The sequence below is a fragment of the Lactobacillus mulieris genome (assembly GCF_007095465.1).
Classification (GTDB): Bacteria; Bacillota; Bacilli; order Lactobacillales; family Lactobacillaceae; genus Lactobacillus; species Lactobacillus mulieris.
Genome location: NZ_SDGL01000003.1, coordinates 122940 through 148393, shown reverse-complemented (window position 1 = coordinate 148393; position 25454 = coordinate 122940). Strand labels below are relative to the sequence as shown.

At 34.1% G+C, this 25454-nt stretch carries 29 protein-coding genes; 28 read left to right on the top strand and 1 reads right to left on the bottom strand.

The genetic code is table 11. The features are described from left to right. Positions 1-5 precede the first annotated feature (5 nt). The 4 genes from ETI37_RS02105 to mreD all read left to right on the top strand — a co-directional run bounded on the left by ETI37_RS02105 (position 6) and on the right by mreD (position 3186). Complete coding sequence (locus ETI37_RS02105) at positions 6-629, top strand: JAB domain-containing protein (protein WP_006586543.1); 624 nt, start codon at positions 6-8, stop codon at positions 627-629. Positions 630-727: 98 nt separating this feature from the next. After that, complete coding sequence (locus ETI37_RS02100; RefSeq protein WP_006586544.1) at positions 728-1732, top strand: rod shape-determining protein; 1005 nt, start codon at positions 728-730, stop codon at positions 1730-1732. Between the two features lie 51 nt (positions 1733-1783). Then, complete coding sequence (mreC, locus tag ETI37_RS02095; protein ID WP_143458378.1) at positions 1784-2641, top strand: rod shape-determining protein MreC; 858 nt, start codon at positions 1784-1786, stop codon at positions 2639-2641. Then, entirely contained in the window at positions 2641-3186 is a 546-nt protein-coding gene (gene mreD, locus ETI37_RS02090) for a rod shape-determining protein MreD (protein ID WP_006586546.1), read from the top strand. Before mreC ends, mreD begins: the two co-directional genes overlap by 1 nt. Positions 3187-3228: 42 nt before the next feature. Here mreD and ETI37_RS02085 read toward each other — a convergent pair whose 3' ends face one another. Next, positions 3229-3348 carry a DUF4044 domain-containing protein gene (locus ETI37_RS02085; RefSeq protein ID WP_006586547.1) on the bottom strand — a complete coding sequence of 40 codons (120 nt, stop codon included), beginning with the start codon at positions 3346-3348 and terminating at the stop codon, positions 3229-3231. A 91-nt stretch (positions 3349-3439) separates the two neighbouring features. On the opposite strand from ETI37_RS02085, the gene ETI37_RS02080 reads away from it, so the two are divergent. The 24 genes from ETI37_RS02080 (at position 3440) to ETI37_RS07880 (ending at position 25376) form a co-directional block, all read left to right on the top strand. Further along, on the top strand, positions 3440-3769 hold the full coding sequence (locus tag ETI37_RS02080) for a DUF3397 domain-containing protein (protein ID WP_006586548.1): 330 nt from the start codon (positions 3440-3442) through the stop codon (positions 3767-3769). 197 nt (positions 3770-3966) lie between these two features. After that, positions 3967-4398, top strand: a complete 432-nt coding sequence (gene mraZ / locus ETI37_RS02075; protein WP_006587183.1) for a division/cell wall cluster transcriptional repressor MraZ — start codon at positions 3967-3969, stop codon at positions 4396-4398. After that, positions 4395-5348 (top strand): 16S rRNA (cytosine(1402)-N(4))-methyltransferase RsmH, encoded by a 954-nt coding sequence (gene rsmH, locus ETI37_RS02070; protein ID WP_006586551.1) that lies wholly within the window; start codon positions 4395-4397, stop codon positions 5346-5348. Before mraZ ends, rsmH begins: the two co-directional genes overlap by 4 nt. 12 nt (positions 5349-5360) lie before the next feature. Next, positions 5361-5735, top strand: coding sequence for a cell division protein FtsL (ftsL, locus tag ETI37_RS02065; protein WP_006586552.1), 375 nt, complete (start codon positions 5361-5363; stop codon positions 5733-5735). A 2-nt stretch (positions 5736-5737) separates the two neighbouring features. Then, entirely contained in the window at positions 5738-7900 is a 2163-nt protein-coding gene (locus tag ETI37_RS02060; protein WP_006587185.1) for a peptidoglycan D,D-transpeptidase FtsI family protein, read from the top strand. 20 nt (positions 7901-7920) lie between these two features. After that, on the top strand, positions 7921-8880 hold the full coding sequence (gene mraY / locus ETI37_RS02055) for a phospho-N-acetylmuramoyl-pentapeptide-transferase (protein WP_006586554.1): 960 nt from the start codon (positions 7921-7923) through the stop codon (positions 8878-8880). Positions 8881-8885: 5 nt separating this feature from the next. Beyond that, on the top strand, positions 8886-10256 hold the full coding sequence (murD, locus tag ETI37_RS02050; RefSeq protein WP_006586555.1) for a UDP-N-acetylmuramoyl-L-alanine--D-glutamate ligase: 1371 nt from the start codon (positions 8886-8888) through the stop codon (positions 10254-10256). Positions 10257-10258: 2 nt separating this feature from the next. Beyond that, on the top strand, positions 10259-11371 hold the full coding sequence (murG, locus tag ETI37_RS02045) for an undecaprenyldiphospho-muramoylpentapeptide beta-N-acetylglucosaminyltransferase (protein WP_006586556.1): 1113 nt from the start codon (positions 10259-10261) through the stop codon (positions 11369-11371). Between the two features lie 30 nt (positions 11372-11401). Next, a complete protein-coding gene (locus tag ETI37_RS02040) occupies positions 11402-12256 on the top strand; it encodes a cell division protein FtsQ/DivIB (protein ID WP_006586557.1) in 855 nt (284 codons plus the stop codon). 81 nt (positions 12257-12337) lie between these two features. Then, entirely contained in the window at positions 12338-13708 is a 1371-nt protein-coding gene (gene ftsA / locus ETI37_RS02035; RefSeq protein WP_006586558.1) for a cell division protein FtsA, read from the top strand. A gap of 14 nt (positions 13709-13722) precedes the next feature. Continuing rightward, positions 13723-15096: a cell division protein FtsZ gene (ftsZ, locus tag ETI37_RS02030; RefSeq protein ID WP_006586559.1), complete on the top strand. Its 1374-nt coding sequence runs from the start codon at positions 13723-13725 to the stop codon at positions 15094-15096. Between the two features lie 15 nt (positions 15097-15111). Further along, a complete protein-coding gene (locus ETI37_RS02025) occupies positions 15112-15573 on the top strand; it encodes a cell division protein SepF (protein ID WP_006586560.1) in 462 nt (153 codons plus the stop codon). Further along, positions 15573-15860, top strand: coding sequence for a YggT family protein (locus ETI37_RS02020; protein ID WP_006586561.1), 288 nt, complete (start codon positions 15573-15575; stop codon positions 15858-15860). The genes ETI37_RS02025 and ETI37_RS02020 overlap by 1 nt, the downstream gene beginning before the upstream one ends. A 43-nt stretch (positions 15861-15903) precedes the next feature. Continuing rightward, entirely contained in the window at positions 15904-16728 is an 825-nt protein-coding gene (locus ETI37_RS02015; RefSeq protein ID WP_006586562.1) for a YlmH family RNA-binding protein, read from the top strand. After that, the gene (locus ETI37_RS02010; protein WP_006586563.1) at positions 16698-17429 is read left to right on the top strand and encodes a DivIVA domain-containing protein; all 732 of its coding nucleotides are present in this window, start codon (positions 16698-16700) and stop codon (positions 17427-17429) included. Before ETI37_RS02015 ends, ETI37_RS02010 begins: the two co-directional genes overlap by 31 nt. Before the next feature lie 216 nt (positions 17430-17645). Next, positions 17646-20438 (top strand): isoleucine--tRNA ligase, encoded by a 2793-nt coding sequence (gene ileS, locus ETI37_RS02005; protein WP_006587186.1) that lies wholly within the window; start codon positions 17646-17648, stop codon positions 20436-20438. Next, positions 20438-20659: a cold-shock protein gene (locus ETI37_RS02000; protein WP_006586565.1), complete on the top strand. Its 222-nt coding sequence runs from the start codon at positions 20438-20440 to the stop codon at positions 20657-20659. Before ileS ends, ETI37_RS02000 begins: the two co-directional genes overlap by 1 nt. After that, entirely contained in the window at positions 20659-21225 is a 567-nt protein-coding gene (locus tag ETI37_RS01995; RefSeq protein WP_006586566.1) for an NUDIX hydrolase, read from the top strand. Before ETI37_RS02000 ends, ETI37_RS01995 begins: the two co-directional genes overlap by 1 nt. Further along, the gene (locus ETI37_RS01990; protein WP_006586567.1) at positions 21218-21496 is read left to right on the top strand and encodes a hypothetical protein; all 279 of its coding nucleotides are present in this window, start codon (positions 21218-21220) and stop codon (positions 21494-21496) included. Before ETI37_RS01995 ends, ETI37_RS01990 begins: the two co-directional genes overlap by 8 nt. 13 nt (positions 21497-21509) lie before the next feature. Continuing rightward, the gene (locus ETI37_RS01985; RefSeq protein WP_006586568.1) at positions 21510-22199 is read left to right on the top strand and encodes a 5'-methylthioadenosine/adenosylhomocysteine nucleosidase; all 690 of its coding nucleotides are present in this window, start codon (positions 21510-21512) and stop codon (positions 22197-22199) included. 18 nt (positions 22200-22217) lie between these two features. Continuing rightward, positions 22218-23381, top strand: coding sequence for a cysteine desulfurase family protein (locus ETI37_RS01980; protein ID WP_006586569.1), 1164 nt, complete (start codon positions 22218-22220; stop codon positions 23379-23381). Positions 23382-23432: 51 nt separating this feature from the next. Continuing rightward, the gene (locus tag ETI37_RS01975; protein ID WP_006586570.1) at positions 23433-23768 is read left to right on the top strand and encodes a DUF1831 domain-containing protein; all 336 of its coding nucleotides are present in this window, start codon (positions 23433-23435) and stop codon (positions 23766-23768) included. 13 nt (positions 23769-23781) lie between these two features. Then, the gene (gene mnmA / locus ETI37_RS01970; RefSeq protein WP_006587187.1) at positions 23782-24909 is read left to right on the top strand and encodes a tRNA 2-thiouridine(34) synthase MnmA; all 1128 of its coding nucleotides are present in this window, start codon (positions 23782-23784) and stop codon (positions 24907-24909) included. A 149-nt stretch (positions 24910-25058) separates the two neighbouring features. Further along, on the top strand, positions 25059-25376 hold the full coding sequence (locus tag ETI37_RS07880) for a YSIRK-type signal peptide-containing protein (protein WP_006586572.1): 318 nt from the start codon (positions 25059-25061) through the stop codon (positions 25374-25376). The last annotated feature ends 78 nt before the right edge of the window (positions 25377-25454 follow it).

Sequence of the window (25454 nt, the reverse complement as noted above, 5' to 3'; positions counted from 1 at the left end):
ATTTAATGCAGATTGCAGATAAGGACCACTACTTATTAAAAACAGATCAAGAATTATTAAATGAAATTTTTATTTTGCTTGAAGAAGCTGGAATTAAGAGCTTCGCTGAGCTTAATAATGTTTTATTAAATAAAAAGTTAGAAAATTTTGGACAAATTTATGATTATTTGACAAGTTGTCAGATAGATGATGAACTTTTAAGCAGAACGATAACTTTATTAAAAAGATTAAAAGCAGTTAGAACTAGAAAGTTAATTCAATTTGTTTCCAGTCATGAAGTTGGAAAATATTTAATTGACAGATTTTTAGGAGTGGAACAAGAGCAATTAGTTGTTATATATCTTGATAATAAAAATAAGGTTCTAGGAGAGCGTTTGCTTTTTCAAGGAACGGTTAATCGATCTGTTGTTCATCCACGAGACATATTTAGGTGGGCAGTATTTTACAATAGTGTTGGTATCTTAATAGCCCATAATCATCCTAGTGGGGATGCCAACCCTTCACAAAAAGATATTGAATTTACTAAACAAATAAATAAAGCAAGTGATTTGATGGGGATTAATTTTTTAGATCACATTATTGTTGCTGATCGAAGCTATTTAAGCTTTAAAGAGGAGCAATTAATTTAAGGGTTATTAAAATCCCGTTAAATCCGGCCGCTTCCTTGTTTAATATGCTATAATAGTTCAAGATTTATTGAGACCACAATTATTAAGGAGAGATATTCGTGTTTGGATTAGGATCAAAGAATATCGGGATTGACCTTGGTACAGCTAACACATTAGTTTACATGGAAGGTAAAGGTATTGTTTTACGTGAACCTTCTGTTGTTGCCAAGAATACCCAAACTGGTGAAGTTATTTCTGTTGGTTCAGAAGCTAAGGAAATGATTGGTAGAACACCGGGTACTATTAGAGCTATTCGTCCAATGAAGGATGGGGTTATTGCAGATTATGATACAACTGCTGCAATGCTTAAATACTTTATGGAAAAGACAGTAGGTAATTCTAAGCCTGCAGTTATGATTTGTGTTCCATCTGGTGTTACTGAAGTTGAAAAGCGTGCAGTAATTGATGCCGCCCGTGTTGCTGGTGCAAGAGAAGCATATGTAATTGAAGAACCATTTGCAGCAGCTATTGGTGCTGGACTTCCAGTTATGGATCCAACAGGTTCAATGGTTGTTGACATTGGTGGGGGAACTACTGATGTTGCTACTATTTCTTTAGGTGGGATCGTATCAAGTCGTTCAACTCGCCAAGCTGGGGATAAATTCAATAGCTCAATTTCAAGCTATATTCACCAAAAGTTTAATCTCTTAATTGGTGAAAGAACTGCTGAAGATATTAAGATTCAAATTGGCTCTGCTTCTGTTGAAAAGGCAAAGGAAATTGAATCTATGAACATTAGAGGTCGAGATTTAATTACTGGATTACCTAAATCTGTTGATGTTAATGCAGTTGATGTAGCAGAAGCTATTCAAGAAGTAGTTCAAGATATTATTGTTGCAATCAAAGAAACTTTAGAAGAAACTTCTCCTGAAATTGCAGCTGATGTTATTGACCACGGTATTGTTTTAACTGGTGGTGGTGCTTTACTTAAGAACCTTTCAGAAGTTATTTCAGAAGCTACTAAGGTTCCTGTATTTATTGCTCAAGATCCACTTGACTGTGTAGCCATTGGGACTGGTGAATCTTTGAAGAATATTGAAGTAATGCGGAGAGCACATAAATAATGAATCGGCGAAAGCCGGTTTTTATTTTATGAAATTGAAGAAATTAGATTAATGAAGAAGTTTTTACAAAATAAAAAGATACTTGTTAGTTTTTTGACTACTTTGCTAGTTGTTATTATTTTAGGAATTACAGTTAGTTTAAGAAGTAAACGGAATAGTCCACTGTTCTTCCAAAAAATGGGTAATGATATTATTTCAGTTGCTAGTCGAGTAGTTAATTGGCCAGTTTCTTTAGCATCTGATGGCATTAGTAATATCAATAGTATTATTAATATGCAAAAAGAAAATGATCATTTAAAAAGCCAAGTATCTAACTTGGCTCAAACCAAAGCACGAAATTCAAGTTTAGAAGCAGAAAATAAGCAACTTAAATCAGCTCTCAACTTAAAAAATACATTAACAACTTACACTATAGTTAATGCCTCAGTGATTTCACGTTCACCTGATACTTGGTCAGATATTTTAATTATTGATAAAGGTTCAAGTAGTGGTATTAAGAAAAATCAGGCAGTTATGTCTGGTGGTGGTGTAATTGGGAGAATACTCGAGGTTAATTCAGCAACGTCAAAAGTTGAATTGATTACTACCACTGATAAATCAGCCAATAGATTTAGTGTTGAAGCTGATGCTGCTAATGGTAAAAAAGTCCATGGTATTATTACTGTTGATAGTGATGACACAAATTCTTTGTATTTCACGCAAGTTGTTGATAGTAAAAAGCTCAAGAAGGGTGCTAAAGTTTATACTAGTGGCTTAGGTGGGCGTTCTCCAAAGGGGCTATTAGTAGGTACTGTTGCAAAAACTACTAGAGATTCATTTGGATTGTCTGATTTAATTGAAATTAAACCAGCTGGTTCTATTGGAGATGCCTCAGTTGTGTCTGTAGTTGAAAGAAAGGTCTCAGAATAATGAATTCTAGATCTAAGTTATCAAGATGGTATATTGCGATTGCAGAATTTGGTGCGTTAATTATTGATGGTGTTGCTAGTATTTATGCTCATTCGTTATTAGGGCTAAGTGGAGTGAGCGCCAGTTTTTGGTTAGTTGTTATTGCTGTAGCGGCATGTAGCTTAATTGACGAAAATAACAATAATGAAATTATTTTAGCCTTTTTTATAGGATTGATAGCGGATATTTATTATCTAGGCTTTATTGGACCTTATACAGTTGGACTAACATTAGTTTCATGGCTATGTCAAAAGGTTACTCGTATATTACCTGATGTTTTTGTGGTTAGAGTTCCAGTAATTGTTATTTGTTATTTGCTTTTTGATGCATTCTTTTGGTTTATTTTGACAATTGCAAGTACGATTTCTATCTCTTTTTCCCAAGTTCTATGGGGGATGATTGCTAATGCTATTTTAGCTTTGATTTTAGCAAGCTTGAGCTATCCTTTATTTAATCTTTTGGGTCGAGAATATCCTTTTGCAATAAAAATGAATTATTATAAATAAAAAGGTTGTTGCAATTGGCAACAACCTTTTTTATTTAAACTATTAGAAAATATTTAAGCCTTGTAATACAGGAATTAAAATGGCTAAGAGAGTAATCAATGCCATTAATACTGCCATTACAATTGTAAGCTTTTGAAATTTAGACTTCTTTTTACGTGCCATGAAAAATCCTCCTAAGCTTGTATTTTAGCTTAGCTGGAATTGTTTTGCAATTTATTGATAAAATTGAGAGGAAGAATAAAGGAGATTATAAATGTTAATGATTATTTTACTACCAGTTCTCGGCTTCATTACAGCAGCGATTGTTAATGCAGTATTTCCCAAAGCAAAATTTCGCGGATACGATGTATTACCTTTCTTCTTTATTGCTGCTTGTCAAAATATATCAAATTTTTTAAAAAATCCATCTTTTTTGCCATATGGTTTTTTAACTTATTTTGTTTTGGTACTTGTTATTAGTATTAGCAGTGCTATTAAGTTCAAAAATATTGATTCTGGAAAATTAATCCGGAAATTATGGGATTATCTCACAGTTTGTACAATTTTTTGGTACATTGGACTTTTATTCACAATTATTATCTAATTTAGTATAAGAATTTCAAATATAAAAACAAAATCCCCACAATTAATAAAGAAAGTTTAACAGCGCTAAAGGTTGATTTAGCGCTGTTTTTATATTCTAAGAAAATAATTGTTAAAAAAGTTTCACAATTATTTGTAATATTGTGGTAGGAAGTGGGGAATTGTGGTAGATTATTACTTGGAAGGGAGGCTACCGTCATGTTCATGGGTGAATATCATCACAATTTGGATGCGAAAGGACGCTTGATAATTCCTGCCAAATTTCGTAACCAAATGGGTGATAAAATTATCTTCACTCGTGGGATGGAAGGCTGTATTTTTGGTTATTCTGAAGAAGAATGGCAAAAGATTGAAGCTAAATTAGCCAAACTCCCCCTGACTAAACGAAATGTGCGTAAATTTACACGTTTGTTTTATTCTGGGGCAATGGAAAGTGAGTTTGATAAACAGGGTAGAGTTAATTTAACTGCTACCTTGAAAGAACATGCAGAATTGGAAAAAGAATGTGTCATTGTTGGTGTTTCCAACCGTATAGAGATTTGGTCACAAAAACGATGGGATGATTTTACTGATGATGCTGATGAAAACTACGATGACATTGCAGAAGATTTGGATGATATTGAATTATGACAACGAATTTCAAGCACACAAGTGTATTACTCAGGGAAACAATTGATAATTTAAATGTAAAAGATGAAGGCCTATATGTTGATGCGACTTTTGGTGGTGGAGGTCATGCTCGCTATTTATTAAGTAAGCTCAATACAGGTGTTTTGGTTGGATTTGATCAAGATAATTACGCAATTAATGCTGCTAAAGATAATTTCTCTGAATATTTATCTGGTAATCATCAGCCACAGTTAATTATGGTTCATGATAATTTCAGTCATTTAACTGATAATTTAAATAAGCTGGGAATTAAAGATGGCATTGATGGAATTTATTATGATTTAGGAGTTTCTTCTCCACAATTCGATCAACCTGATCGAGGCTTTTCATATAGATTTGATGCTAGATTGGATATGAGAATGAATCAAGAACAAGAGCTTGATGCATATCAAGTGGTAAATTCATATTCTCAATCTCAACTAGCAGATGTTCTTTATCAATATGGTGATGAAAAATTCTCACGGCAAATTGCCCGTAAAATCGTTCAAAGACGACAACAAAAACCAATTGAAACCACATTCGAATTGGTAGAGCTTATTAAAGAAGCTATTCCAGCTGCTAAAAGAAGAACTGGCGGGCATCCTGCTAAAAAGAGTTTTCAAGCAATTCGCGTTGAAGTAAATCATGAATTAGATAGCTTAAAAGCCTCTTTGCAAGAAGCAATTGAACTATTAAGACCTGGTGGACGGATTAGCGTAATTACTTTTCAATCGCATGAAGATAAAATAGTAAAAAAAATATTTAAAGAAAATTCTGAAGTTGATGTACCACGTGGAATTCCAATAATTCCAGATAATTTGAAACCAAAACTTAAACTGGTAAATAGAAAACCTATTCTTGCTACAGCTTCAGAGTTAGCTAACAACAACCGCTCACACAGTGCTAAATTAAGAGTGGCAGAAAAGTTATAAGAGGATAGAAAAATGGCTGATAGTTCCGCAAGAAATCTAAATTATAATTATGAACCTAGTAGAAAAGCAAGAAGTACTTTTGAAACAGAAAGAAGAATGTCTGTTGATCCCAATAAAGTGCCGTTTTCTAGGTCTGAAATTTTTATTTTAATTGCTGGCTCTATTGTTACTATCGCCATGGCTGCCATGCTTGTATTTACTAGTGTTGCAGCAACTAGTGCACAACACCAATTAGCCAATATTCAAACTGAGCTTACAAGTAGTCAAACCGATTTTTCTAATTTAAGACAAGAAATCGGTGAACTTACTTCAAGTTCAAGAATGAATAAAATTGCTAAGCAAGAAGGTCTTAGCTTAATCGAAAGTAATATTAGGACTGTTGATTAATAATGAAGAATTCAAATAATATAAAAACAACAAAAACCAATGTTCACAGTAACCGTTTTCAGGTGGGGAGAGTCCTTCAGGTTATTGTTGCCTTGGTTTTTCTTATTTTTTTAGGACGAACTTTATATATAAGTATTTCAAAAACCGTTGCTGGCGAAAATTTATCTGCTCGAACAGCTGCTTTATATAAGAGAAATCAAGTGCTTAAAGCAACTAGAGGTACGATTTATGACCGCAATGGTTTTACTATTGCAGAAGATTCACATGTTTATACGATTTATGCAATACTTGATCATTCATCAATAAACTATAAGAATAAGCCAGAGTATGTTGTTAATAAAGATAAAACCGCTGAAAAATTAGCTACAGTTTTACCTTTATCTAAAGAACAAATCTTAAAATATTTAAATCCAAAAACTAAGGCATTCCAAGTTCAATTTGGATCTGGTGGTTCTAATTTAACAATTGAGCAAAAACAAAAAATTGAAAAAATGAAGTTGCCAGGGATTAAGTTTATTGAATCACCATCTAGACTATATCCTAATGGTACTTTTGCCTCACATATTGTTGGATTAGCTCAGCCGGTTTACAACAAAAAAACAAAGTCAACTGATTTGGTTGGAACAATGGGACTTGAAGCATATTACAACAAATATCTTGCCGGAAGAGATGGCTATAAAGAAAGTAGCGTTGATGCTTCAGAATATCAACTTCCAAATGGTACCAATGCTTATCAAGCAGCAAAAAATGGTGATGATATTTATTTGACTCTTGATAGTCAATTACAGAATTATTTAGAGAATTTGTTAACGAAAGTTCAAAGTAAGTATCAGCCTAAGGCTTTAACAGCAGTAGTTGAGGATTTACGGACGGGTAAAGTTTTAGCAGCATCACAAAGACCTACGTTTGATGCTCAGACTAAAAAAGGATTAACGGATTCATATACTGATTTGTTAACCCAAGCAACATATGAACCAGGTTCAGTATTCAAAATACTGTCTTTTGCTGCTGCTATCAATTCTGGCCATTATAATCCTAATGAATTATATAAATCAGGATCTCTTACGTTGAATGGCTCAACAATTCATGATTGGAATGTTACTGGATGGGGTTCGATTCCTTTGTATGAAGCCTTCCCTCGTTCAAGTAATGTTGGTTTAAGTATTTTAGAGCAAAAGATGGGAGCTTCTACGTGGAGAAGCTATCTAAATAAATTTGGTATCACAAAAAAAACAGGTATTACTTTGCCAGGTGAGCAAGCAGGTATGATTGCATTTAAGAGTAAATTAGATCAAGCTGTAACTTCATTTGGACAAGGGGTTAATGTGAATGTCTGGCAAATGATGCAAGCTTACAGTATTCTTGCAAATAAGGGTCAGATGGTCAAACCACAACTAGTTGAAAAAATTGTTTCACCAACTGGTAAGGTGGTTCAAAACTATAAAGTACAAAAAGTTGGCAAGAAAGTTGTTTCTGAATCTACCGTTAAGACAGTTTTACAGGGGATGCAAGATGTTGTTAATAAACAATACGGAACAGGGACCGCTTATAAAATTGCTGGAAAAAGCATTGCTGTAAAAACAGGGACGGCTCAAATTGCTGGTTCAAGTGGATATTTAACAGGAAATAATAATTATATTTTCTCTGTGATTGGGGTTACTCCAGCCAATAATCCTCACTATGCAGTTTACTTAACTATGAAACAACCACAAAAGATGACCGATCCAGCTGAAACGATTTTAGCTTCAATTTTTAAGCCAATGATGAATCGACTTATTCTTTCTAGTTCAGTAACTAAAAAAGCTAGTGCAAGCAAAGAAGAAGTGCCAAATGTCGTTGGTAAGTCTGTTTCTAATGCTAAAAATGACATTGAAAAAGTAGCTTTATCAGTTGAAGTGCTTGGCTCAAGTGATGTAGTTACTCAGCAAACACCTGCTACAGGGCAGAAACTTTCAGCTGGAAGCAAAGTATTTGTCTTAACTAGTGGAAAGATTTCATGTGCTGATTTTACAAATTGGACTGTTGAAGAAGTGAAACAATATGCTGCTTTGGCAGGAGTCAGTGTTAAGGTTTCTGGATCAGAGGATGGAAAAGTTAAGTTACAAAGTATTAAAGCAGGAACTACCTTAAAAAACGGACAGGAAATTACAATAAAAACAAAATAGAGATATAGAGGGAGATAATAATGCTATATAGTATCTATGCCTTAGTTATTAGTATGGTTATTACAGCAATATTTTTGCCATGGTTGATTGTCTTTATGCACATGCACCATGAAGGACAACCAATTCGAGAAGAAGGACCGAAAGCCCATTTGAAAAAAGCAGGAACGCCAACAATGGGAGGTACCGTTTTTGTAATAGCTTCTGTTATTGCAACAACTTTAGTTTTAGTTTGGAAGCAGAGCTTTAATAATATAGCAATTATTTTGATAATCGCTTTATTAGGGCATGGATTAATTGGCTTTTTAGATGATGGTTTAAAAATTATTTGGAAAAACAACTTAGGATTAAGAGCGTGGCAAAAGCTACTTTTGCAAATTTTTATTGCTATTGTTTTAGTTTTAATTGCTAGTTTTGATCGTTTTGCATTCGCTTTACGCATGCCTTGGGGCGGAGCGCTAACTGGACCGGTAATTTTTGTGCTATTTACTATTTTTTGGTTAGTCGGATTTTCTAATGCTGTGAATTTATCAGATGGTTTAGATGGTTTAGCTAGTGGTTTATCTATTGTCAGTTTTGCTACATATGCATACTTGGCCTTTAAGCAAGAAAATTTGGCAATTTTGGTTTTTTGTATGAGTGTAATTGGTGGATTAATAATCTTCTTAATCTTCAATCATAAACCTGCTAAAATTTTTATGGGTGATGCTGGGTCCCTTGCTTTAGGTGGCTCTCTTGCTGCAATTGCAATTTTATTAAATAGACCATGGTCTTTACTTTTAGTGGGACTTGTATTCGTTTGTGAAACTGCAAGTGTTATGATACAAGTAACTAGTTTCAAGTTAACCCATAAAAGAGTTTTTAAGATGACGCCAATTCACCACCACTTTGAACTTTCAGGTTGGAGCGAATGGAAAGTTGACATTGTCTTTTGGCTAGTTCAATTGATTTTTAGTATTTTATATTTAATTATCTGGGGATAAAAGACATGAAGGACATTAAGACATATCAAGGTAAAAACGTTTTAGTTTTAGGTTTGGGTAAGAGTGGATTTGCAGTTAGTGAATTACTTTTAAAATTAGGTGCCAAAATCACTTTAAATGATAAGCAAGATTTAACTGATAATGAACATGCACAAAAATTAGAAAAAATGGGAGTTCGAGTAATTGGTGGTCATCACCCGGTTGACTTGCTTGAAGAAGAACATTTTGATTTCTTTGTTAAAAATCCAGGGATTCCTTACGAAAATCCAATGGTTCAAAAAGCGTCTGAATTAAAAATCCCAATTATTACAGAACCTGAAATTGCTTTAAGTGCAAGTGAAGCTCCTTTTGTTTGTGTAACTGGTTCAAATGGTAAAACAACAACAGTTATGCTAACTAGTGAAATTATTGACCATCATTTAGCAAAAAGTGGTCATCATGCTTATGCTGTTGGTAATATCGGAGTTCCGATTAGTGAAGTGGTTCAAAAAGCAACCAAAGATGATGTCTTAGTTGTCGAAATATCAAGTTTCCAATTACTTGGTGTAACAGATATAAAACCAAAGGTTGCAGCAATTGTTGATATCTATCCGACCCATCTTGATTATCATAAGACAATGGAAAATTACATTGCGGCTAAATTAAATGTAACTCGGTTCCAAACATGTGATGAATACTTTATTGCAAACTTTGATCAAAAAGAAATTTTATCTAAAGAAGAAGCTACTACTAAGGCTAAAATCCAAACTTTTAGTATGAACGATCATTCAGCTAGTTACTTTGTTGGTGATGAATATTTGGAATCACAATCAGAAAAAATTATGAAAATTTCTGATATTAAATTGCCAGGCAGACACAATTTACAAAATAGTATGGTTGCGATTGCAATTAGTAAATTAATGGGAGCAGAAAATTCTGATATCCAAGCTGTTTTATCTACGTTTGCTGGAGCAAGACATAGATTACAATATGTGACGACTATCAATGACGTGAAAGTATATAATGACTCTAAGTCAACTAATATTGAAGCTGCTACAGTTGCAATAAAAGCATTTTCTGAACCAGAGGTGCTAATTGGTGGTGGATTAGATCGTGGATTTACTTTTGATTCTCTAGTTCCTCTATTGAAAAAGCATGTTAAAGCTGTTGTTTTATATGGTGAAACGCGTTATCTTTTAGCTGACGCAGCTAGAAAAGCAGGTATTAAAGAAATAAAAATTGTGAATACTTTGAAAGAAGCAGTACCAGTAGCATATGAATTAACTAAACCTGGTGATGTATTATTGCTTTCTCCAGCTTGTGCATCTTGGGATCAATTTAAGACATTTGAACAACGTGGAGACTATTTCATGGAATACATAAAGGAATTGAATTAAAAATGAGAGTTATATTTACAGGTGGTGGCACAGGTGGCCATATTTATCCAATTTTAGCAATTATTGAACGTCTAAAAGAAACTGGAATTTCAAATGATGATGAGATTTTGTTTGTGGGAACAGAAAGAGGATTAGAATCCAAGATTGTTCCTCGCGCTGGGATTAATTTTAAAACAATTGAAATTCAAGGTTTTAGTCGAAAAAATCTAATTAAAAATATAGAAACTATCAAGCTTTTTATGAAGGCAACTAAAAAGGCTAGAAAAATAATTTCTGAATTTAAACCAGATGTTGTTTTAGGTACAGGTGGCTATGTTTCAGGTGCAATTGTTTATGAAGCGGCTAAAATGGGGATTCCTACATTAATTCATGAATCAAATTCAGTTGTTGGCTTAGCAAATAAGTTTTTAGGACATTATGTAGATAAGATTTGTTATACTTTTGATGATGCAGCAAAGCAATTTAGTGAAAAGAAGAAATTAATTCAGACAGGGAATCCACGTTCACAACAAGTCTTGAATTTAAATCTTGAAAAAATTGATTTAGCTCAAAAGTGGTCTTTGAATCCACAAATGCCAACAGTGTTAGTTTTTGGTGGTTCAAGAGGAGCATTAGCAATCAATCGAGCAATGGAATCAGCACTTTCTGAACTTTCTAAAAAACCTTATCAAGTTATTTGGGCAACTGGCCAATATTATTATGGTTCAGTAAAAGAAAAATTAGCCGGTAAAGATATTCCTAAAAATTTAAGAATCGTACCTTACATTGATAATATGCCAGCTTTATTACCACAAATGTCTTGCGTTGTTTCAAGATCTGGAGCCACAAGTTTAGCTGAGTTTACTGCGTTAGGTGTTCCAGTGGTTTTGATACCGAGTCCTAATGTAACTCATAATCATCAAATGAAAAATGCTTTAGATATGGAGAAGGCTGGGGCCGCTTTAGTAATTCCTGAAAATGATTTGAATCCAAATAATTTTGTCTCTTCAATTGATCATATTTTACTTGATTCAGAATATGCTTCTAAAATGAGTAAAGCTTCTAAGAAATTAGGAGTTCCTGATTCAGCAGATCAAATAATTACAGTTATGAAGGCACTACAGGCAAACAAATAAAAAACTTCTTTAAGATTTGGAGGAGAACAGATGACTAATAGGAGAATTACTAAAAAAGATCCCAAAAAGGATTTGGATAATTTCCTTGATTATAAGAAAAATAAAAATAATATTACTAATCGAACTAATCAAAAAGCATCTGATTCACTGACTAATCTTAATAATGAGCGAAAACAAGCTCTAAGAAGACGCTTAGGTGCAATAATAATTATTTCAATTCTTGCAATTCTGGGATTAGGAATTTATGTATCTTCTTATACAAGATTGCAAAAAATAATTGTCGTTGGAGCCCCAGAATTGGATGCGACAGAGGTTATTAAAAAATCAGGTATTAAAGCTGAGGACCAATTAATTGATTATTGGCTTGGTAAAAACACATACGAAAGCAAACTTAAAAAATATTATCCAGAAATTAAATCTGCTAAATTAAAATTAGCGGGTCTAAATCAAATCAAGTTAGATTTGCAAGAATATAGTACTTTAGCTTATGTAAATCAAAATGGTAGATATTATAAAATTTTGAATAATAAAAAAATAGCTCGACAAAGTTTAACAGAGAGTCAGCTTAACAAGTCATTGCCAATATTTGTTGGTTATACAAGCAAATCTGGATTGTTTACTGACTTAAAAGCGTTAAAAGCTATTCCAACTAAGTTAAGAAACCAAATTAGTTTAATTAATGGAAAAAGCACACGTAAAAGTGAAATAGTGTTGCTAATGAAAGATGGCAATATTATTATTGGAAATACAGATACTATTGCTCAAAAAATCACGTATTATCCACAGATAAAAAGCAATTTAAGTAGTAAAAGTATTATTGATTTAGAAATTGGGGCCTTTTCACGTCCTTTAACTGATAGTGAAAAGAAAAATTTAGGTTTTTAATAAGCGTTTACATAATCTTATGTAAAACTTCACAAAGTTTATGGTATATTTGTAATAAGAAGGATTCATGGGGGCGTTATTGTGAGTAATTCAAGCTTAATCGTTGGCTTGGATATCGGTACGGATTCTGTAAAAGCAGTTGTTGCCGATGCTTCAGTCAATGAAATTCAAGTTATTGGTGCAGTCAAAGAAAAAAATAAAGGTATGCGCCAAGGAAAAATTGTTGATATTGATCAAACAGCTAATGCGATTTCCTCAGCATTGAAGAACGTTGAGCAAAAAACAAATTCCAAAATTTATCGAGTGGTAACAGGAATTCCAGTAGGTATGCTTCAATTGGAAACTTCAACTGGATTAATTAATATTGGTGAAGATGGCCGAGAAGTTAGTGATCAAGACGTAAAACGGGTTTTAGAACTTGCAATTAAACAAGCGGTAAAATCAGGTCGTGAAGCAATTGCCTTCTTACCTAGCAGATTCTTGTTAGATGGAAAAACCGATGTTGATGATCCTCGTAAGATGATTGCACATTCTTTAGAAGTACATGGAATATTGCTTACTGCTCCAACAGGTGATTTACATAATATCAAAAAAGCAATTGAACGAGCAGGATATCAAAATAATTTCTTTATTCCAACACCGTTAGCAATTGCAAGTGTTGCTCTTGATGAGGGAGAAAGAACCTTTGGTTCAGTTATTTTGGATTTAGGTGGTGGAACAACAACTGCTACTGTAATTCATGAAAATAAAATTAAGTATGCCACAATTGACTTGGAAGGTGGAGAAGATGTAACCAAGGACATTTCTGTAGTTCTGGGGACTTCCAAAAAAGACGCTGAGCAAATAAAGCTCGATTATGGTTCAGCTGATCCTGAATTGACATCTTCTGAAGATAAATTTTCTGTTAAAACAGTTGGTAAAAGTGAACAAGAAACTGTTGATGAAAATTATTTGAGTCAAATTATAGCTGCTAGAATGGATCAAATATTGGGTAGAATTGGTAAAGGATTAGCTTCTCATGATGCATTTAAATTACCTGGTGGGGTGGTAATTACAGGTGGCATGACTTTGTTGCAAGGATTGCAATCTGCTGTTGAAAAGCATTTTGAAGTTAAAACACGTGTTTATCAACCTGATGAGATGGGATTAAGAAATCCTGCATATGCAGCTGCATATGGTGTAGTTAACTATGTTTATAACTTAAATGATATTGATTTGCTTGTTAATGGTGTAATTTATGGGACTTCTGCATCCCATGAAAATCCATTAGCTGAATTTAGTGAAAATAGTATCAATATTTTTAAAAGACATGCAGAAGTTAGTGAAAATAACACAAAAGAAGCTTATAATGATACTATAGCGCCACGCGTAGATCGTGAAAAAGATGGTGCAAATAAGTCAGAAAATAGTAAAAAGGGTATCAGAGGATTCTTTAAGAATTTCTTTGATTAAAGGTGGTTTAGTAAATGGATTTCCAATTCGATCAAGACGACAACAAGAATGCTGTCATCAAAGTTATTGGTGTCGGCGGTGCAGGTGGTAACGCTGTAAACCGCATGATTGATGAAGGAGTACAAGGTGTTTCTTTCATCGTTGCTAATACTGATGTTCAAGCGTTAAATAGTAATAAAGCAGAAAATAAGATTCAACTTGGACCTAAGCTTACTAGAGGTTTAGGTGCAGGGTCACATCCAGAAGTTGGACAAAAAGCTGCTGAAGAAAGTGAACAAACAATTGAAGAAGCATTAAAAGGTGCTGATATGATTTTCATCACTGCAGGTATGGGTGGTGGAACAGGTACAGGCGCAGCTCCTGTAATTGCTAAAGTCGCTCGAGAAACTGGTGCACTTACCGTTGGGGTCGTAACGCGTCCGTTTACGTTTGAAGGACCTAAGCGTTCCAAAAATGCTGCTGCTGGTATTGCTCAATTGAAGCAATATGTTGATACTTTAGTTATCATTGCCAACAACCGTCTATTAGAAATGGTTGATAAGAAGACACCTATGATGGATGCCTTTAAAGAAGCAGATAATGTTTTGCGTCAAGGGGTACAAGGTATCTCAGATTTGATTACTTCAACTGATTACGTTAATCTTGACTTTGCTGATATTAAGACTGTCATGGAAAACCAAGGTTCTGCTTTAATGGGAATTGGTAGAGCAAGCGGTGAAAATAGAACTGTTGAAGCAACAAAGCTTGCCATTTCTTCACCATTGCTTGAAGTTTCAATTGATGGTGCTAAGCAAGTTCTTTTGAATATTACAGGTGGTCCTGATTTAACTTTATTTGAAGCACAAGATGCTTCAGAAATTGTATCTAAAGCTGCAGGAGATGATGTAGATATTATCTTTGGTACTTCAATCAATGCTAATTTAGGGGATGAAGTTGTAGTTACTGTTATTGCAACTGGTATTGATTCAAAGGCCGAAGAAGAAGCTTCAAAGCAATTGCCAGGCCATCATCGGACAGTAAGTCGACCAAGTGTTGACATTAAACCTGAAATTGAAGTAAATCAAGCTCCACAACCTCAAAATGTAGAAACAAGTGACACAGTTAAGGCAGAACCTTCACAAGTTGCTGAAACGCTTTCTGAAAAGCCACAAGTAGCTGAAGAATCACATCAAAAAGAATCAATGGTAAATCCAATTGATGTGTGGAATTTAGATGATAATAACAATCGCCGGGAAGTTAAAAATCAAGGTGTAGTAAATAAAAAGCAAGATACTTTTGACACATTTAATAATGACGATCAAGATAGTATCTCGCAAATTGAGACAAGTGCTGACAATGGTGATAATAGTAGTGACATTCCATTCTTTAGACACCGTAATCAGCAATAATGAAAGGTGATAATTATGGCTGCATTAGAGAAAATTAGTAGTTTTTTCGGTATCAGTGATAGTAGTGCTGAAGATGAATATGCTCCAGAAGCAACTTCTGCTTCATCACAATTGAATGAAGTAGAAGTTCCAACTGAAATCGCTGATCATTTAAATAATAAGGGGAGAAATAACGTGGTTTCTATAAAATCTGGTAGTGTACCACAAAGCAAAATTGTTTTATATGAACCACGCGTATATTCAGATGCTAAAGAAGTAGCTCAAAACTTACTTAGTAATAAGGCAGTTATCATCAATTTTAGTCGAATGGATGATGACTCAGCACGTAGAATTGTCGATTTTATTACTGGTACTGTTTATGCTCTAAACGGTGAAATTCAAAGAGTTGGCGATAAAATTTTCTTAGCAACTCCTCCTAAATTTGAAACTGATGGTAAGATTACCGAATTAGTTGAAAAAAAGGATAAGTTGAGTTAATGATTAATTTTTTGCTAAGTACTATAAGTGTAATTAATTGGCTTTTATATATCTATACAATCTTAATTGTTTTAAATGCAATTACTAGTTGGTTGCCCTTTCTATATAATTCAGTAGTTGGTCGATATCTAAATAAAATTGTTGAACCTTATGTTGGATTATTCAGGATTGGTTTTTTAAAGACAATTGCGATTAAAGCCGGTGTAGATGTTTCACCTGTGTTAGCAATTTTTGTTATTTATATCATTCAAAATTTGCTTACTCAGTTAGCATTTAAATTGATTTAAAAAATAGTGATGTAAATCACTATTTTTTATTTATATATGAATAATGAATGAAAATATTTTATTAAGCGAAAAAATAAAAAAGCGTGCTCAGTTTTTACGCTCTCAAAGTGATAATGACGATATTTCTCAGTTATCAGGTTATTTAATCCAGGTTTGCTATGGAAAAGAGGAAATATTAACTAATTTCTTGGATCCAGGAGCTAGAGCGAATTTAAAAGAACTTGCGCAAGATGATTTTTATGTTCAAGAATTTGGCGGATATGATAGAGCAGAAAAATGTCGAGCAATTATTCGTAATGATTGGGAATATCAGGATGTTAGAAATTTTCAACTGAAATTAATCAATATAACTTATAATCATAAATTTGCTACCATTACTCATAGTCAAATTTTGGGTACATTGGTAGGTTCAGGACTTAATTTGTCAAGTTTAGGGGATATCATTACTGATGGAAAAGGCAAATGGCAGTTTTTTGTTTCAGAAGCGATGGCTGATTTTGTTTGTCAAGAGATAAAAAGGATAGGCAAAGTTGCGGTTAGCTTAAATGAGGTTTCATTAAAGCAAATTGTCAATATTGAAGATGATATTCAAAATACTAAAATCATTGTTAATTCTTTGCGAATAGATGCAATATTAGCTGCACTGACAAAGTCTAGTAGAAATATTGTCAAACAATTGATAGAAAAGGAAAATATCAAATTAAATTGGCATAAAATTGATAATTCTAATATAATAATCTCAGTGAATGATGTGCTAAGTGTACGTCATTATGGGAGAATAGAAATCTCAAATATAACAAATACCCGGAAAGGGAAGTATCGTTTGGAGGCAAACTTGTGGCTCAGCAAGAAGAAAAGATTGTACTAACACCAATGGATATTCATAACAAAGAGTTCACTCCACGTGGACATAAGGGTTATGACAGATATGAAGTGGATAGTTTTTTAGATCAAATTGTTGATGATTATGGTGATTGCCTAGATAACAATGTTGATTTAAAAAATGAAAATGTGGCTTTAAAAAATAAAATTAAAGAATTAGAGTCTGAAGTAGATAGACTAGATGAGCTTAGAAAGACAATCAATGATGAAGTTTTGAAGGCACAAAAAGATGCTAGTGAATTAAGACAAAAAGCACAAGAAGATGCTAAAAAGATTGTTGAAGATGCTAAAAATCAAGCAGCTTCTGAAAATCAAAGCTTAGTTTATCAAAATGATACTTTAAAAAATGATTATCAAAGATTAAAAACACAAGTTGCAGATTTTAGATATAAGATTCGTGCAAAACTTCAGAAACAAATTGATTCATTAGATGATAATACTTGGCAATATTATCTTGATGCTGCTACAAATGTAGAAAGAATTTATCCATCGGATGGTGGAGAACCAATTCCTACTGCTTCACTTCCTACAGTTGACAATAAGGGCCAATCTGGCGTAAACTTGGAACATGACAAAGATGCTGATAAAGTGCCTTTATCAACAAGTCAGCCAGAGAATGATCAAGAAAATACAAATGATTCAGATGTAACAATTGTTTTTCCTGATGATTATAAAGATCATAATTAATTTTTTAAACTTAATAGTAAGACAAAGAAAGAATCAGCGAGTTAGTGATGGTGCGAGACTAACATAATTTTTTGGAGTCGATCAGCTATTATTTTAGTTTAACGTTATGCGCGATAAGCATGTTAAGTGGGGCTGTGTAGGTCCAACTTAGGTGGTACCACGGTTAATCTCGTCCTAAGACTAGGGCGAGATTTTTTATTTAGAAAGGAACAAAGTATGAGAATCAAAGATACTCTTAATTTAGGTAAAACTAAATTCCCAATGCGTGGTAATTTGCCAAATAGAGAAGGTGAATGGCAAAAAGCATGGGAAGAAAACAAGTTATATGAACAAAGATTGAAACTTAACGAAGGTAAACCTCGTTTTGACTTACATGATGGTCCTCCATTTGCTAATGGTAATATTCATATGGGTCACTCTTTAAATAAGATTTCTAAGGATATCATTGTTCGTTATAAGAATATGTCTGGCTTTTATGCGCCATTTGTTCCTGGATGGGATACACATGGTCTTCCAATTGAACAACAACTTGCTAAGCAAGGTGTTGATCGTAAGACAATGGACCGTGCTGAATATCGTGAGCTTTGTCGTAAATATGCGATGGAGCAAATTGACAAGCAAAGAACTGACTTTAAACGACTTGGTGTGATGGCTGATTGGAATCATCCTTACATCACTTTACAACCTAAATTTGAAGCTGAAGAAATTAGAGTCTTCGGTAAAATGTTTGAAAAAGGTTATATTTATAAAGGGTTGAAGCCAGTTTATTGGTCACCATCTAGTGAATCAACTTTGGCAGAAGCAGAAGTTGAATACCATGATGTGAAATCTCCCGCTATTTACGTCGCTTTCCAAGTAGAAGATGGTAAGGGAATTTTAGATAATGACACTTATATGGTTATCTGGACAACTACTCCTTGGACTATTCCAGTTAACGTTGGTATTACTGTTAACCCTAAATTTGAATATTCATTAATTAAGGTTGCTGGTGAAGAACGTAAATTTGTTATCGGAACTAGTCAATTAGAAAAAGTGGCCGAAGATCTTGATTGGCAAGATTATGAAGTTGTTGATACATTTAAGGGTACTGACTTTGATCGGATGACCGTTAAACATCCATTATATGACAAAACTAGTTTGGTAATGAATGATACTTATGTAACTGCTGAAGATGGTACTGGTTTAGTTCACAATGCAACTGGTTTTGGTGAAGATGACTACAATGTTGGTAAAAAATATGGCCTTCCTGTTTATTCACCAATGGATGACCAAGGTCGTTATACTAAAGACATTCCAGATCCTAACTTGGTTGGTGTTTTCTATGATGATGCTAACAAGATGGTTACTAAGCAATTAGAAGAAAAGAGAGCTTTGCTTAAATTAAGCTTCTTTACTCACTCATATCCACATGACTGGAGAACTAAGAAGCCGGTTATTTATCGTGCAACTACTCAATGGTTTGCTTCAGTTGATGCGTTCAGAGATCAAATTTTAGCTGAAATTGAAAAGACTAACTTTACACCTAGTTGGGGTAAAACTAGACTTTACAACATGATTAAAGATCGTGGTGATTGGGTAATCTCTCGTCAAAGAGCGTGGGGTGTTCCACTTCCAATCTTCTACGCAGAAGATGGCACTCCAATCGTTTCTAAAGAAACAATTGAACACATTGCTCAGATTTTTGAAAAAGAAGGGTCAAATGCTTGGTATACTCACACTGCTGAAGAATTACTTCCTGCAGGCTTTAAGTCAGAACATTCACCAAATGGTAAGTTCAAAAAAGAAACTGATATTTTGGATGTTTGGTTTGACTCTGGTTCTTCTCACCAAGGGGTTCTTGCAGCAAGACCTGAACTTCATTATCCAGCTGATCTTTACCTTGAAGGTAGTGACCAATATCGTGGTTGGTTTAATTCAAGTCTGATTACTTCTGTTGCAGTTAGTGGCCATGCTCCATACAAGTCAATTCTCTCACAAGGTTTTGTACTTGATGATAAAGGACACAAGATGAGTAAGTCACTTGGTAATGTAATCTCACCTAATGATGTTGTTAAGCAAATGGGGGCAGAAATTATCCGCTTATGGGTTGCTTCAGCAGATACTACATCAGATGTTGCTGTTTCAAAAGGAATTTTGCAACAAAATGCGGAAAGTTACCGAAAGATTCGAAATACTTTACGCTACATGTTAGCAAATACTAGTGACTTTGATCCTAAGGCTAATCGTGTTGCATATAAAGATTTACGTTCTATTGATCAATATATGGAAGTTCTTCTTAATAAATTAGTGAAGGACTGTTTAGCAGCATATAATAAATTTGACTTTACTAATGTTTATAAAATGGTATTTAAGTTTATCTCAAATGAACTTTCAGCATTTTACTTGGACTTTGCAAAAGATGTATTATACATTGAAGGTGAAGATTCACTTCCAAGACGTGCAATGCAAACAGTAATTTATGATGCATTAGTAAAGATTACCAAGGTAATGACCCCAATTTTGCCACATACTATGGAAGAAGCATGGAGTTATCTAAAAGAAGACCGAGAATATGTACAATTGAGTGATATGCCACAAGTCGAAAGTTTTGACAATGAAGCAGAATTATTGCAAAATTGGTCTGAATTTATGAAATTTAGAGATGACGTCTTAAAGGCACTTGAAGAAGCAAGAAATGCCAAATTAATTGGTAAGTCATTTGAAGCTTGTGTTGATGTTTATCCAACTGAACATACTAAGGCAATGTTCAATAAATTGAATGCTGATATGCGACAAATTTTAATTGTTTCAAAGCTTAACGTATTAGATAGTGAAGCTCCAGATAATGCTGAAGAATTTGAAACTGCTAAGTTGGTTGTTAAGCATGCAGAAGGTACAGTCTGTGATCGTTGTCGAATGACAAGAACTGATGTAGGTAATAATGCCAACTTACCAAAGCTTTGTGGTCGTTGTGCAGAAATTGTTGAAGAAAACTTTGCTGATGCAGTAAAGGAAGGATTTGAAGATTAATGCGTACAGGAACTGTTAAACAATTCGATTCTGCTGCCGGTTTTGGTTTTATTGATGATGATTTAACTAAGGCTTCTTATTTTGTTTTTTATACTGCAATAAAAGAAGCTGGATACAAAAGTTTAGAAATCGGACAGCGTGTACGTTATCAACTTGCACAAGGTAAAAAAGGTCTTCAATGCATTAATGTTTACATTGATAATGGTGAAGGAGGATACTAATGGACTTACGTGAACAAGAAATCGCCTCAGAACAGATTTTTAAAGGCCAAATTGTCGATTTATCTGTTAGAACAATTACTTTACCAAATGGAAAAACTGCTACTAGAGAAATTGTTAAACATCGTCCTGCAGCTGCAGCTATGGCTATAAATTCTGAAAACAAGATGTTATTAGTTGAACAATGGCGTGAGCCGATAAAAGATTTGACTTTAGAAATTCCAGCTGGCTTAATCGATGAAACTGATGCATCACCACTTGATGCAATGAAAAGAGAACTCAATGAAGAAGGCGGATTGAAGGCAGAATACTGGGAAAAAGTTTCAGAATTTTATTCTTCAGTTGGCTTTTGTGATGAGAAAATGTATCTCTTTTATTGTGATACTTTAACTAGATTGGAAGATAAGCGTAACTTGGACGAAGATGAGTTTTTAACTACTCATTGGTATAGTTTAAGTGAATTAAAGCAACTTCTTTCCGAAGGCAAAATTGTGGATGCCAAGACTATTTATGCCATTACAGTCTGGGAAAATATGATTTTATCAGGTTCAAAAGAAAACAATGACTGAAAAAAGAGCAGATTATCAACGCAAACATAATAAATCTAAATCTTTTTCTTTGTTGACAGATTTTTTTAGAAAAGATAAGAAATCTCAAGAATTCAACAAAGAAGATTATGAAGCTGGGATAAATCAAGATGTAAATAGCCCAGAGTATCAAAGAAATCCTGAATTAACTCGTGAGGAAAAAATTGATCGATTAAAAAAGCGATTGAATATTGCAATCGGGATTGTTTTAGGATTGTTAGTTTTAGTCTTTGTGGCACTATTTAAGTTATAAATAAGGAGTCAATATGAAAATCGCTTTGATAGTTCCGATGCCTGAAGAGGCGGAATTTTATTATCAGCATTTTCATGACAGAGAGGTAAAAATGTTCGGATGTACAAAGTTCGAACATTTTTCTGTTAATGAAAATGAAATTTATTTAGGACTTTCTGGAATTGGGAAAGTTAATGCTGCTATGAACCTTAGCAATTTATTGGCTAGGGTTGATATTGATTTAATCATCATGACTGGTTCAGCTGGTTCTTTAAAACCTGAAATTAAGAAAAAAGATGTAATTGTGGTCAATAGTTTTGCTTATCATGACGCTCATAATACTGCGGCTGGTGATTATGTAGAAGGTCAAATTCCGCGCGAACCAGCAAGATTTGATTTACAAAGTACTGAACGAGCTCAATTTATTGATTTCTTGAAGACTAGAGGGTTTAATTTTAAAGAAGGATTAGTTGTTACTGGTGATTCATTTATTGCCTCAGAAGCAGCTAAAACTGTCATTAAAGCTAATTTTCCTGAAGCTGTTGGAGTTGAAATGGAAGGAGCAAGTTTTGCCCAAGTGGCATACCATTTCAATAAGCCATTGATTGCTTTGCGAGCAATTAGCGATAATGGAGATGAAGATGCTAATGAAAGCTTTGAGGAATTTGTTAAGGAAGCTGGACAAAAAGCAGCTGATTTAATTATTTCATATTTAAAGCGATAAAGATTAAAGGTGAGAATTGTGGATAGAAAGTTAGTTTATTTAGACAATGCAGCAACTACTCCAGTCTCAGAGGCTGTGGTAGCTGAAATGACTAAGCAATTAGCCGAAAATTTTGGTAATCCTTCCAGCACACACGCTTTTGGCCGAAAGGCGCTTGAAGTGGTTGATCAAGCTCGGCATCGAATTGCCAAATTCATTAATGCAAGAAATGACGATGAAATTATTTTTACTTCAGGTGGTAGCGAATCAAACAATACAGTTTTACGCGGAATTGCTAAAGAACATAACTATGATTGTCAAATAATAACTACAGCAATTGAACACCCTTCAATTTTAAATACAGCTAAAGAATTACAGGCTGAAGGAGTTGAGGTGATTTATCTTCCAGTTGATGAAAGTGGACATATTAGTCTAGCTGATTTGAAAGCTGCCTTAAGTGCCAAAACTGCCTTAGTATCGACGATGGCAGTTAATAATGAAGTTGGAACGATTAATGATTTAGCCCAAATCGGGCAAATCGTTCATGAATATAATCCTAAAATCTGTTTCCATGTTGATGCAGTTCAAGGTTTGGGTAATATTGAGCTTGATGTACAAGCAATGCAAATTGATTTTATGTCAACTAGTGCTCATAAGATTAATGGACCAAAGTATATTGGCTTCTTGTATGAAAGAACAGGATTAAGTTTACCAAGTTTGATTACCGGTGGAGAACAAGAAAAAAAGCGACGAGCTGGAACTACTGATGCACCAAGCATTGCTGGTTTTGGTGAAGCGATTAAGCTTTTACAAGCTGTTGATCGGGTAGCAGAACAGACACGTTATCAAGAGTTCCAACAAATTGTGCTCGATGCATTAGATGCAAACCATATTAAATATGAAATCAATGGCAGTTTAACTGGTTTGGTTTCGCATCATACTTTGAACTTGCACCTAATTGGCATTGGAACTTATGTTATGCTGACAAACCTAGATTTGGCAGGCTTTGCTGTTTCAGGTGGATCAGCATGTACTGCCGGCTCACTCACACCTTCTCATGTTTTAACTGCAATGTATGGAGCAGATTCGCCAAGAATCGAAGAATCGATTAGAATAAGTTTTGGTAGATTAACAAAAAAAGCAGAAGTAGAAGCATTTGCCCAAGCTTTAGTTAAGATGGCTCTGCGTCTACAAAAAGTATAAACTTGCTTTATTTGAGTAAGTAACTTATAATTTGTAAGTGAGGTTTTAACGATGGCAAATACCGTAATTATTAATGGTGATACAAGAAAGTTCACAATCAATGAAAATGTTAAGCGTTATTCTTTGATTGATGTAGGCTTTGTTAAGTCACCAAAGGGTAATTTTATTTATGAACACCCTTTATATAATGAATCACCTTATAATGCTCCAACCAAGTTGAAGATGACTATTAATCAAGACTTGGATCATTTAACAATGGTGATTACTGATAAAAATGGTTTGCAAAAGGTAAATATTTTCAAAAATCAACAGTTAAAGCCAACGGTTGAATTACTCAATTTTATTTTGAAAGATTTGATTGAGCGCGAGATTATTAAGCCACTATAAAGGATGGGATTTAATGGTTGACAATAGCAAGATTAGAGTTGTAGTTGGGATGAGTGGAGGCGTTGATTCAAGCGTATCTGCACTTTTACTCAAGGAAGCAGGCTATGATGTTGTGGGTGTCTTCATGAAAAATTGGGATGACACTGATGACGCTGGCGTTTGTACCGCTACTGAAGACTATGAAGATGTAAAAAGAGTAGCTGACAAAATTGGAATTCCTTATTACTCAATTAACTTTGAAAAAGAGTATTGGCAACGGGTTTTTGAATATTTCTTAAGTGAATATAAGAAGGGACGGACTCCAAACCCAGATATTATGTGTAATACTGAGATTAAGTTCAAGTCCTTTCTAGAATTTGCGATGAGTCTTGATGCTGATTATATTGCCATGGGACATTATGCTAAGACCGTTAAAGATAAAAATGGTGTTACTCACATGATGCGACCAAAAGATGGTAATAAGGATCAAACTTACTTCTTAAGTCAATTGAGCCAAGAACAAATTAAGCATGTTATTTTCCCATTAGCAAATTTGACTAAGCCACAAGTGCGTGAAATTGCAGAAAGAGCTGGTTTGGCAACCGCTAAGAAGAAGGATTCTACTGGAATTTGTTTTATTGGGGAAAGAAACTTTAAGAAGTTTTTGAGTGAATTTTTACCAGCAAAGCCAGGGAAAATGGTAACTCCTGATGGCAATGTGGTTGGTAATCATTCAGGCCTTATGTACTATACTATTGGCCAACGTCAAGGCTTAGGGTTAGGTTCAACTAAAGAATCAACAGCACCTTGGTTTGTTGTAGGTAAGGATCTTAAGAAAAATGAACTAATTGTTGAACAAGGTTATGATAGTCCACGTCTTTACGCTACTAGTTTAAAGGCTAGTGGGATGTCATTTTACACCGGTAATCCTGACCATGATGTTGAGTTTGATTGCACGGCTAAGTTTCGCTATCGTCAAGCGGATGTTGCAGTTCATGTAAAGTATCATGCTGCTGACAAGACTTGTGATGTATACTTTGATGAGCCAGCTCGTGCGGTTACTCCAGGGCAAGCATTGGTACTTTATAAGGGTGAAGAATGTCTTGGTGGCGGTAATATTGATGCTGCATACCAAGAAGAAAAGCAATTACAATTAGTCTAAATTCTGAACAGTATATTAGTTATGAAAGATAGCTGATATACTGTTTTTTATTTTGCAAAAATTACAATATTTACTATTGTTTATAAAAAAGTATTACAATAGCATTGTAACCGAATACAAAAGATATCTATAATTTGTGGAGGTTTTATATGGGAGTATCTAGAAATAACTTTAAAAATAAAATGAAGCAAATGGCTGAGCAAAAGCCACGTTTTGGATTTCGTAAGTTTTCTGTAGGCTTAGCTTCAGCTTTGATTGCAACAGTCTTTTACTTTGGTGCAATGCCAAGTTCAGTTAAGGCTGATGTACAAGCAGAGACAGAAACTGATACTAAAACCGTAAGCCAGATTGATCAACAGAATAAAAAAACAAATAATCAAAATAGTAGTAAAACTGCTAATATGTCAAATCAACAAGTAGCATCTATGCATGCTACAACTACTACCCAAAATGAAAATGGGGGGTAGATCAAGCTGCTAGTTCAACTACAAATAGGGATGAAAGTAGTGTAAAGCAAGAAGCAGTTAGTGCTGATAAAACTAAAG

Excerpts from the sequence above, each read along its gene's own strand:
- mraZ (WP_006587183.1), top strand. The coding sequence starts at position 3,967 with ATGTTCATGGGTGAATATCATCACAATTTGGATGCGAAAGGACGCTTG.
- ETI37_RS02080 (WP_006586548.1), top strand. The coding sequence starts at position 3,440 with ATGTTAATGATTATTTTACTACCAGTTCTCGGCTTCATTACAGCAGCG.
- ETI37_RS02060 (WP_006587185.1), top strand. The coding sequence starts at position 5,738 with ATGAAGAATTCAAATAATATAAAAACAACAAAAACCAATGTTCACAGT.
- ETI37_RS01995 (WP_006586566.1), top strand. The coding sequence starts at position 20,659 with ATGGACTTACGTGAACAAGAAATCGCCTCAGAACAGATTTTTAAAGGC.
- ETI37_RS02025 (WP_006586560.1), top strand. The coding sequence starts at position 15,112 with ATGGCTGCATTAGAGAAAATTAGTAGTTTTTTCGGTATCAGTGATAGT.
- ileS (WP_006587186.1), top strand. The coding sequence starts at position 17,646 with ATGAGAATCAAAGATACTCTTAATTTAGGTAAAACTAAATTCCCAATG.
- mreD (WP_006586546.1), top strand. The coding sequence starts at position 2,641 with ATGAATTCTAGATCTAAGTTATCAAGATGGTATATTGCGATTGCAGAA.
- ftsL (WP_006586552.1), top strand. The coding sequence starts at position 5,361 with ATGGCTGATAGTTCCGCAAGAAATCTAAATTATAATTATGAACCTAGT.
- murD (WP_006586555.1), top strand. The coding sequence starts at position 8,886 with ATGAAGGACATTAAGACATATCAAGGTAAAAACGTTTTAGTTTTAGGT.
- ETI37_RS02105 (WP_006586543.1), top strand. The coding sequence starts at position 6 with ATGCAGATTGCAGATAAGGACCACTACTTATTAAAAACAGATCAAGAA.
- ETI37_RS01985 (WP_006586568.1), top strand. The coding sequence starts at position 21,510 with ATGAAAATCGCTTTGATAGTTCCGATGCCTGAAGAGGCGGAATTTTAT.
- ETI37_RS01990 (WP_006586567.1), top strand. The coding sequence starts at position 21,218 with ATGACTGAAAAAAGAGCAGATTATCAACGCAAACATAATAAATCTAAA.
- ETI37_RS07880 (WP_006586572.1), top strand. The coding sequence starts at position 25,059 with ATGGGAGTATCTAGAAATAACTTTAAAAATAAAATGAAGCAAATGGCT.
- mnmA (WP_006587187.1), top strand. The coding sequence starts at position 23,782 with ATGGTTGACAATAGCAAGATTAGAGTTGTAGTTGGGATGAGTGGAGGC.
- rsmH (WP_006586551.1), top strand. The coding sequence starts at position 4,395 with ATGACAACGAATTTCAAGCACACAAGTGTATTACTCAGGGAAACAATT.
- ETI37_RS02020 (WP_006586561.1), top strand. The coding sequence starts at position 15,573 with ATGATTAATTTTTTGCTAAGTACTATAAGTGTAATTAATTGGCTTTTA.
- ETI37_RS02040 (WP_006586557.1), top strand. The coding sequence starts at position 11,402 with ATGACTAATAGGAGAATTACTAAAAAAGATCCCAAAAAGGATTTGGAT.
- ETI37_RS02015 (WP_006586562.1), top strand. The coding sequence starts at position 15,904 with ATGAATGAAAATATTTTATTAAGCGAAAAAATAAAAAAGCGTGCTCAG.
- ETI37_RS01975 (WP_006586570.1), top strand. The coding sequence starts at position 23,433 with ATGGCAAATACCGTAATTATTAATGGTGATACAAGAAAGTTCACAATC.
- mraY (WP_006586554.1), top strand. The coding sequence starts at position 7,921 with ATGCTATATAGTATCTATGCCTTAGTTATTAGTATGGTTATTACAGCA.
- murG (WP_006586556.1), top strand. The coding sequence starts at position 10,259 with ATGAGAGTTATATTTACAGGTGGTGGCACAGGTGGCCATATTTATCCA.
- ETI37_RS02085 (WP_006586547.1), bottom strand. The coding sequence starts at position 3,348 with ATGGCACGTAAAAAGAAGTCTAAATTTCAAAAGCTTACAATTGTAATG.
- mreC (WP_143458378.1), top strand. The coding sequence starts at position 1,784 with ATGAAGAAGTTTTTACAAAATAAAAAGATACTTGTTAGTTTTTTGACT.
- ftsZ (WP_006586559.1), top strand. The coding sequence starts at position 13,723 with ATGGATTTCCAATTCGATCAAGACGACAACAAGAATGCTGTCATCAAA.
- ETI37_RS02000 (WP_006586565.1), top strand. The coding sequence starts at position 20,438 with ATGCGTACAGGAACTGTTAAACAATTCGATTCTGCTGCCGGTTTTGGT.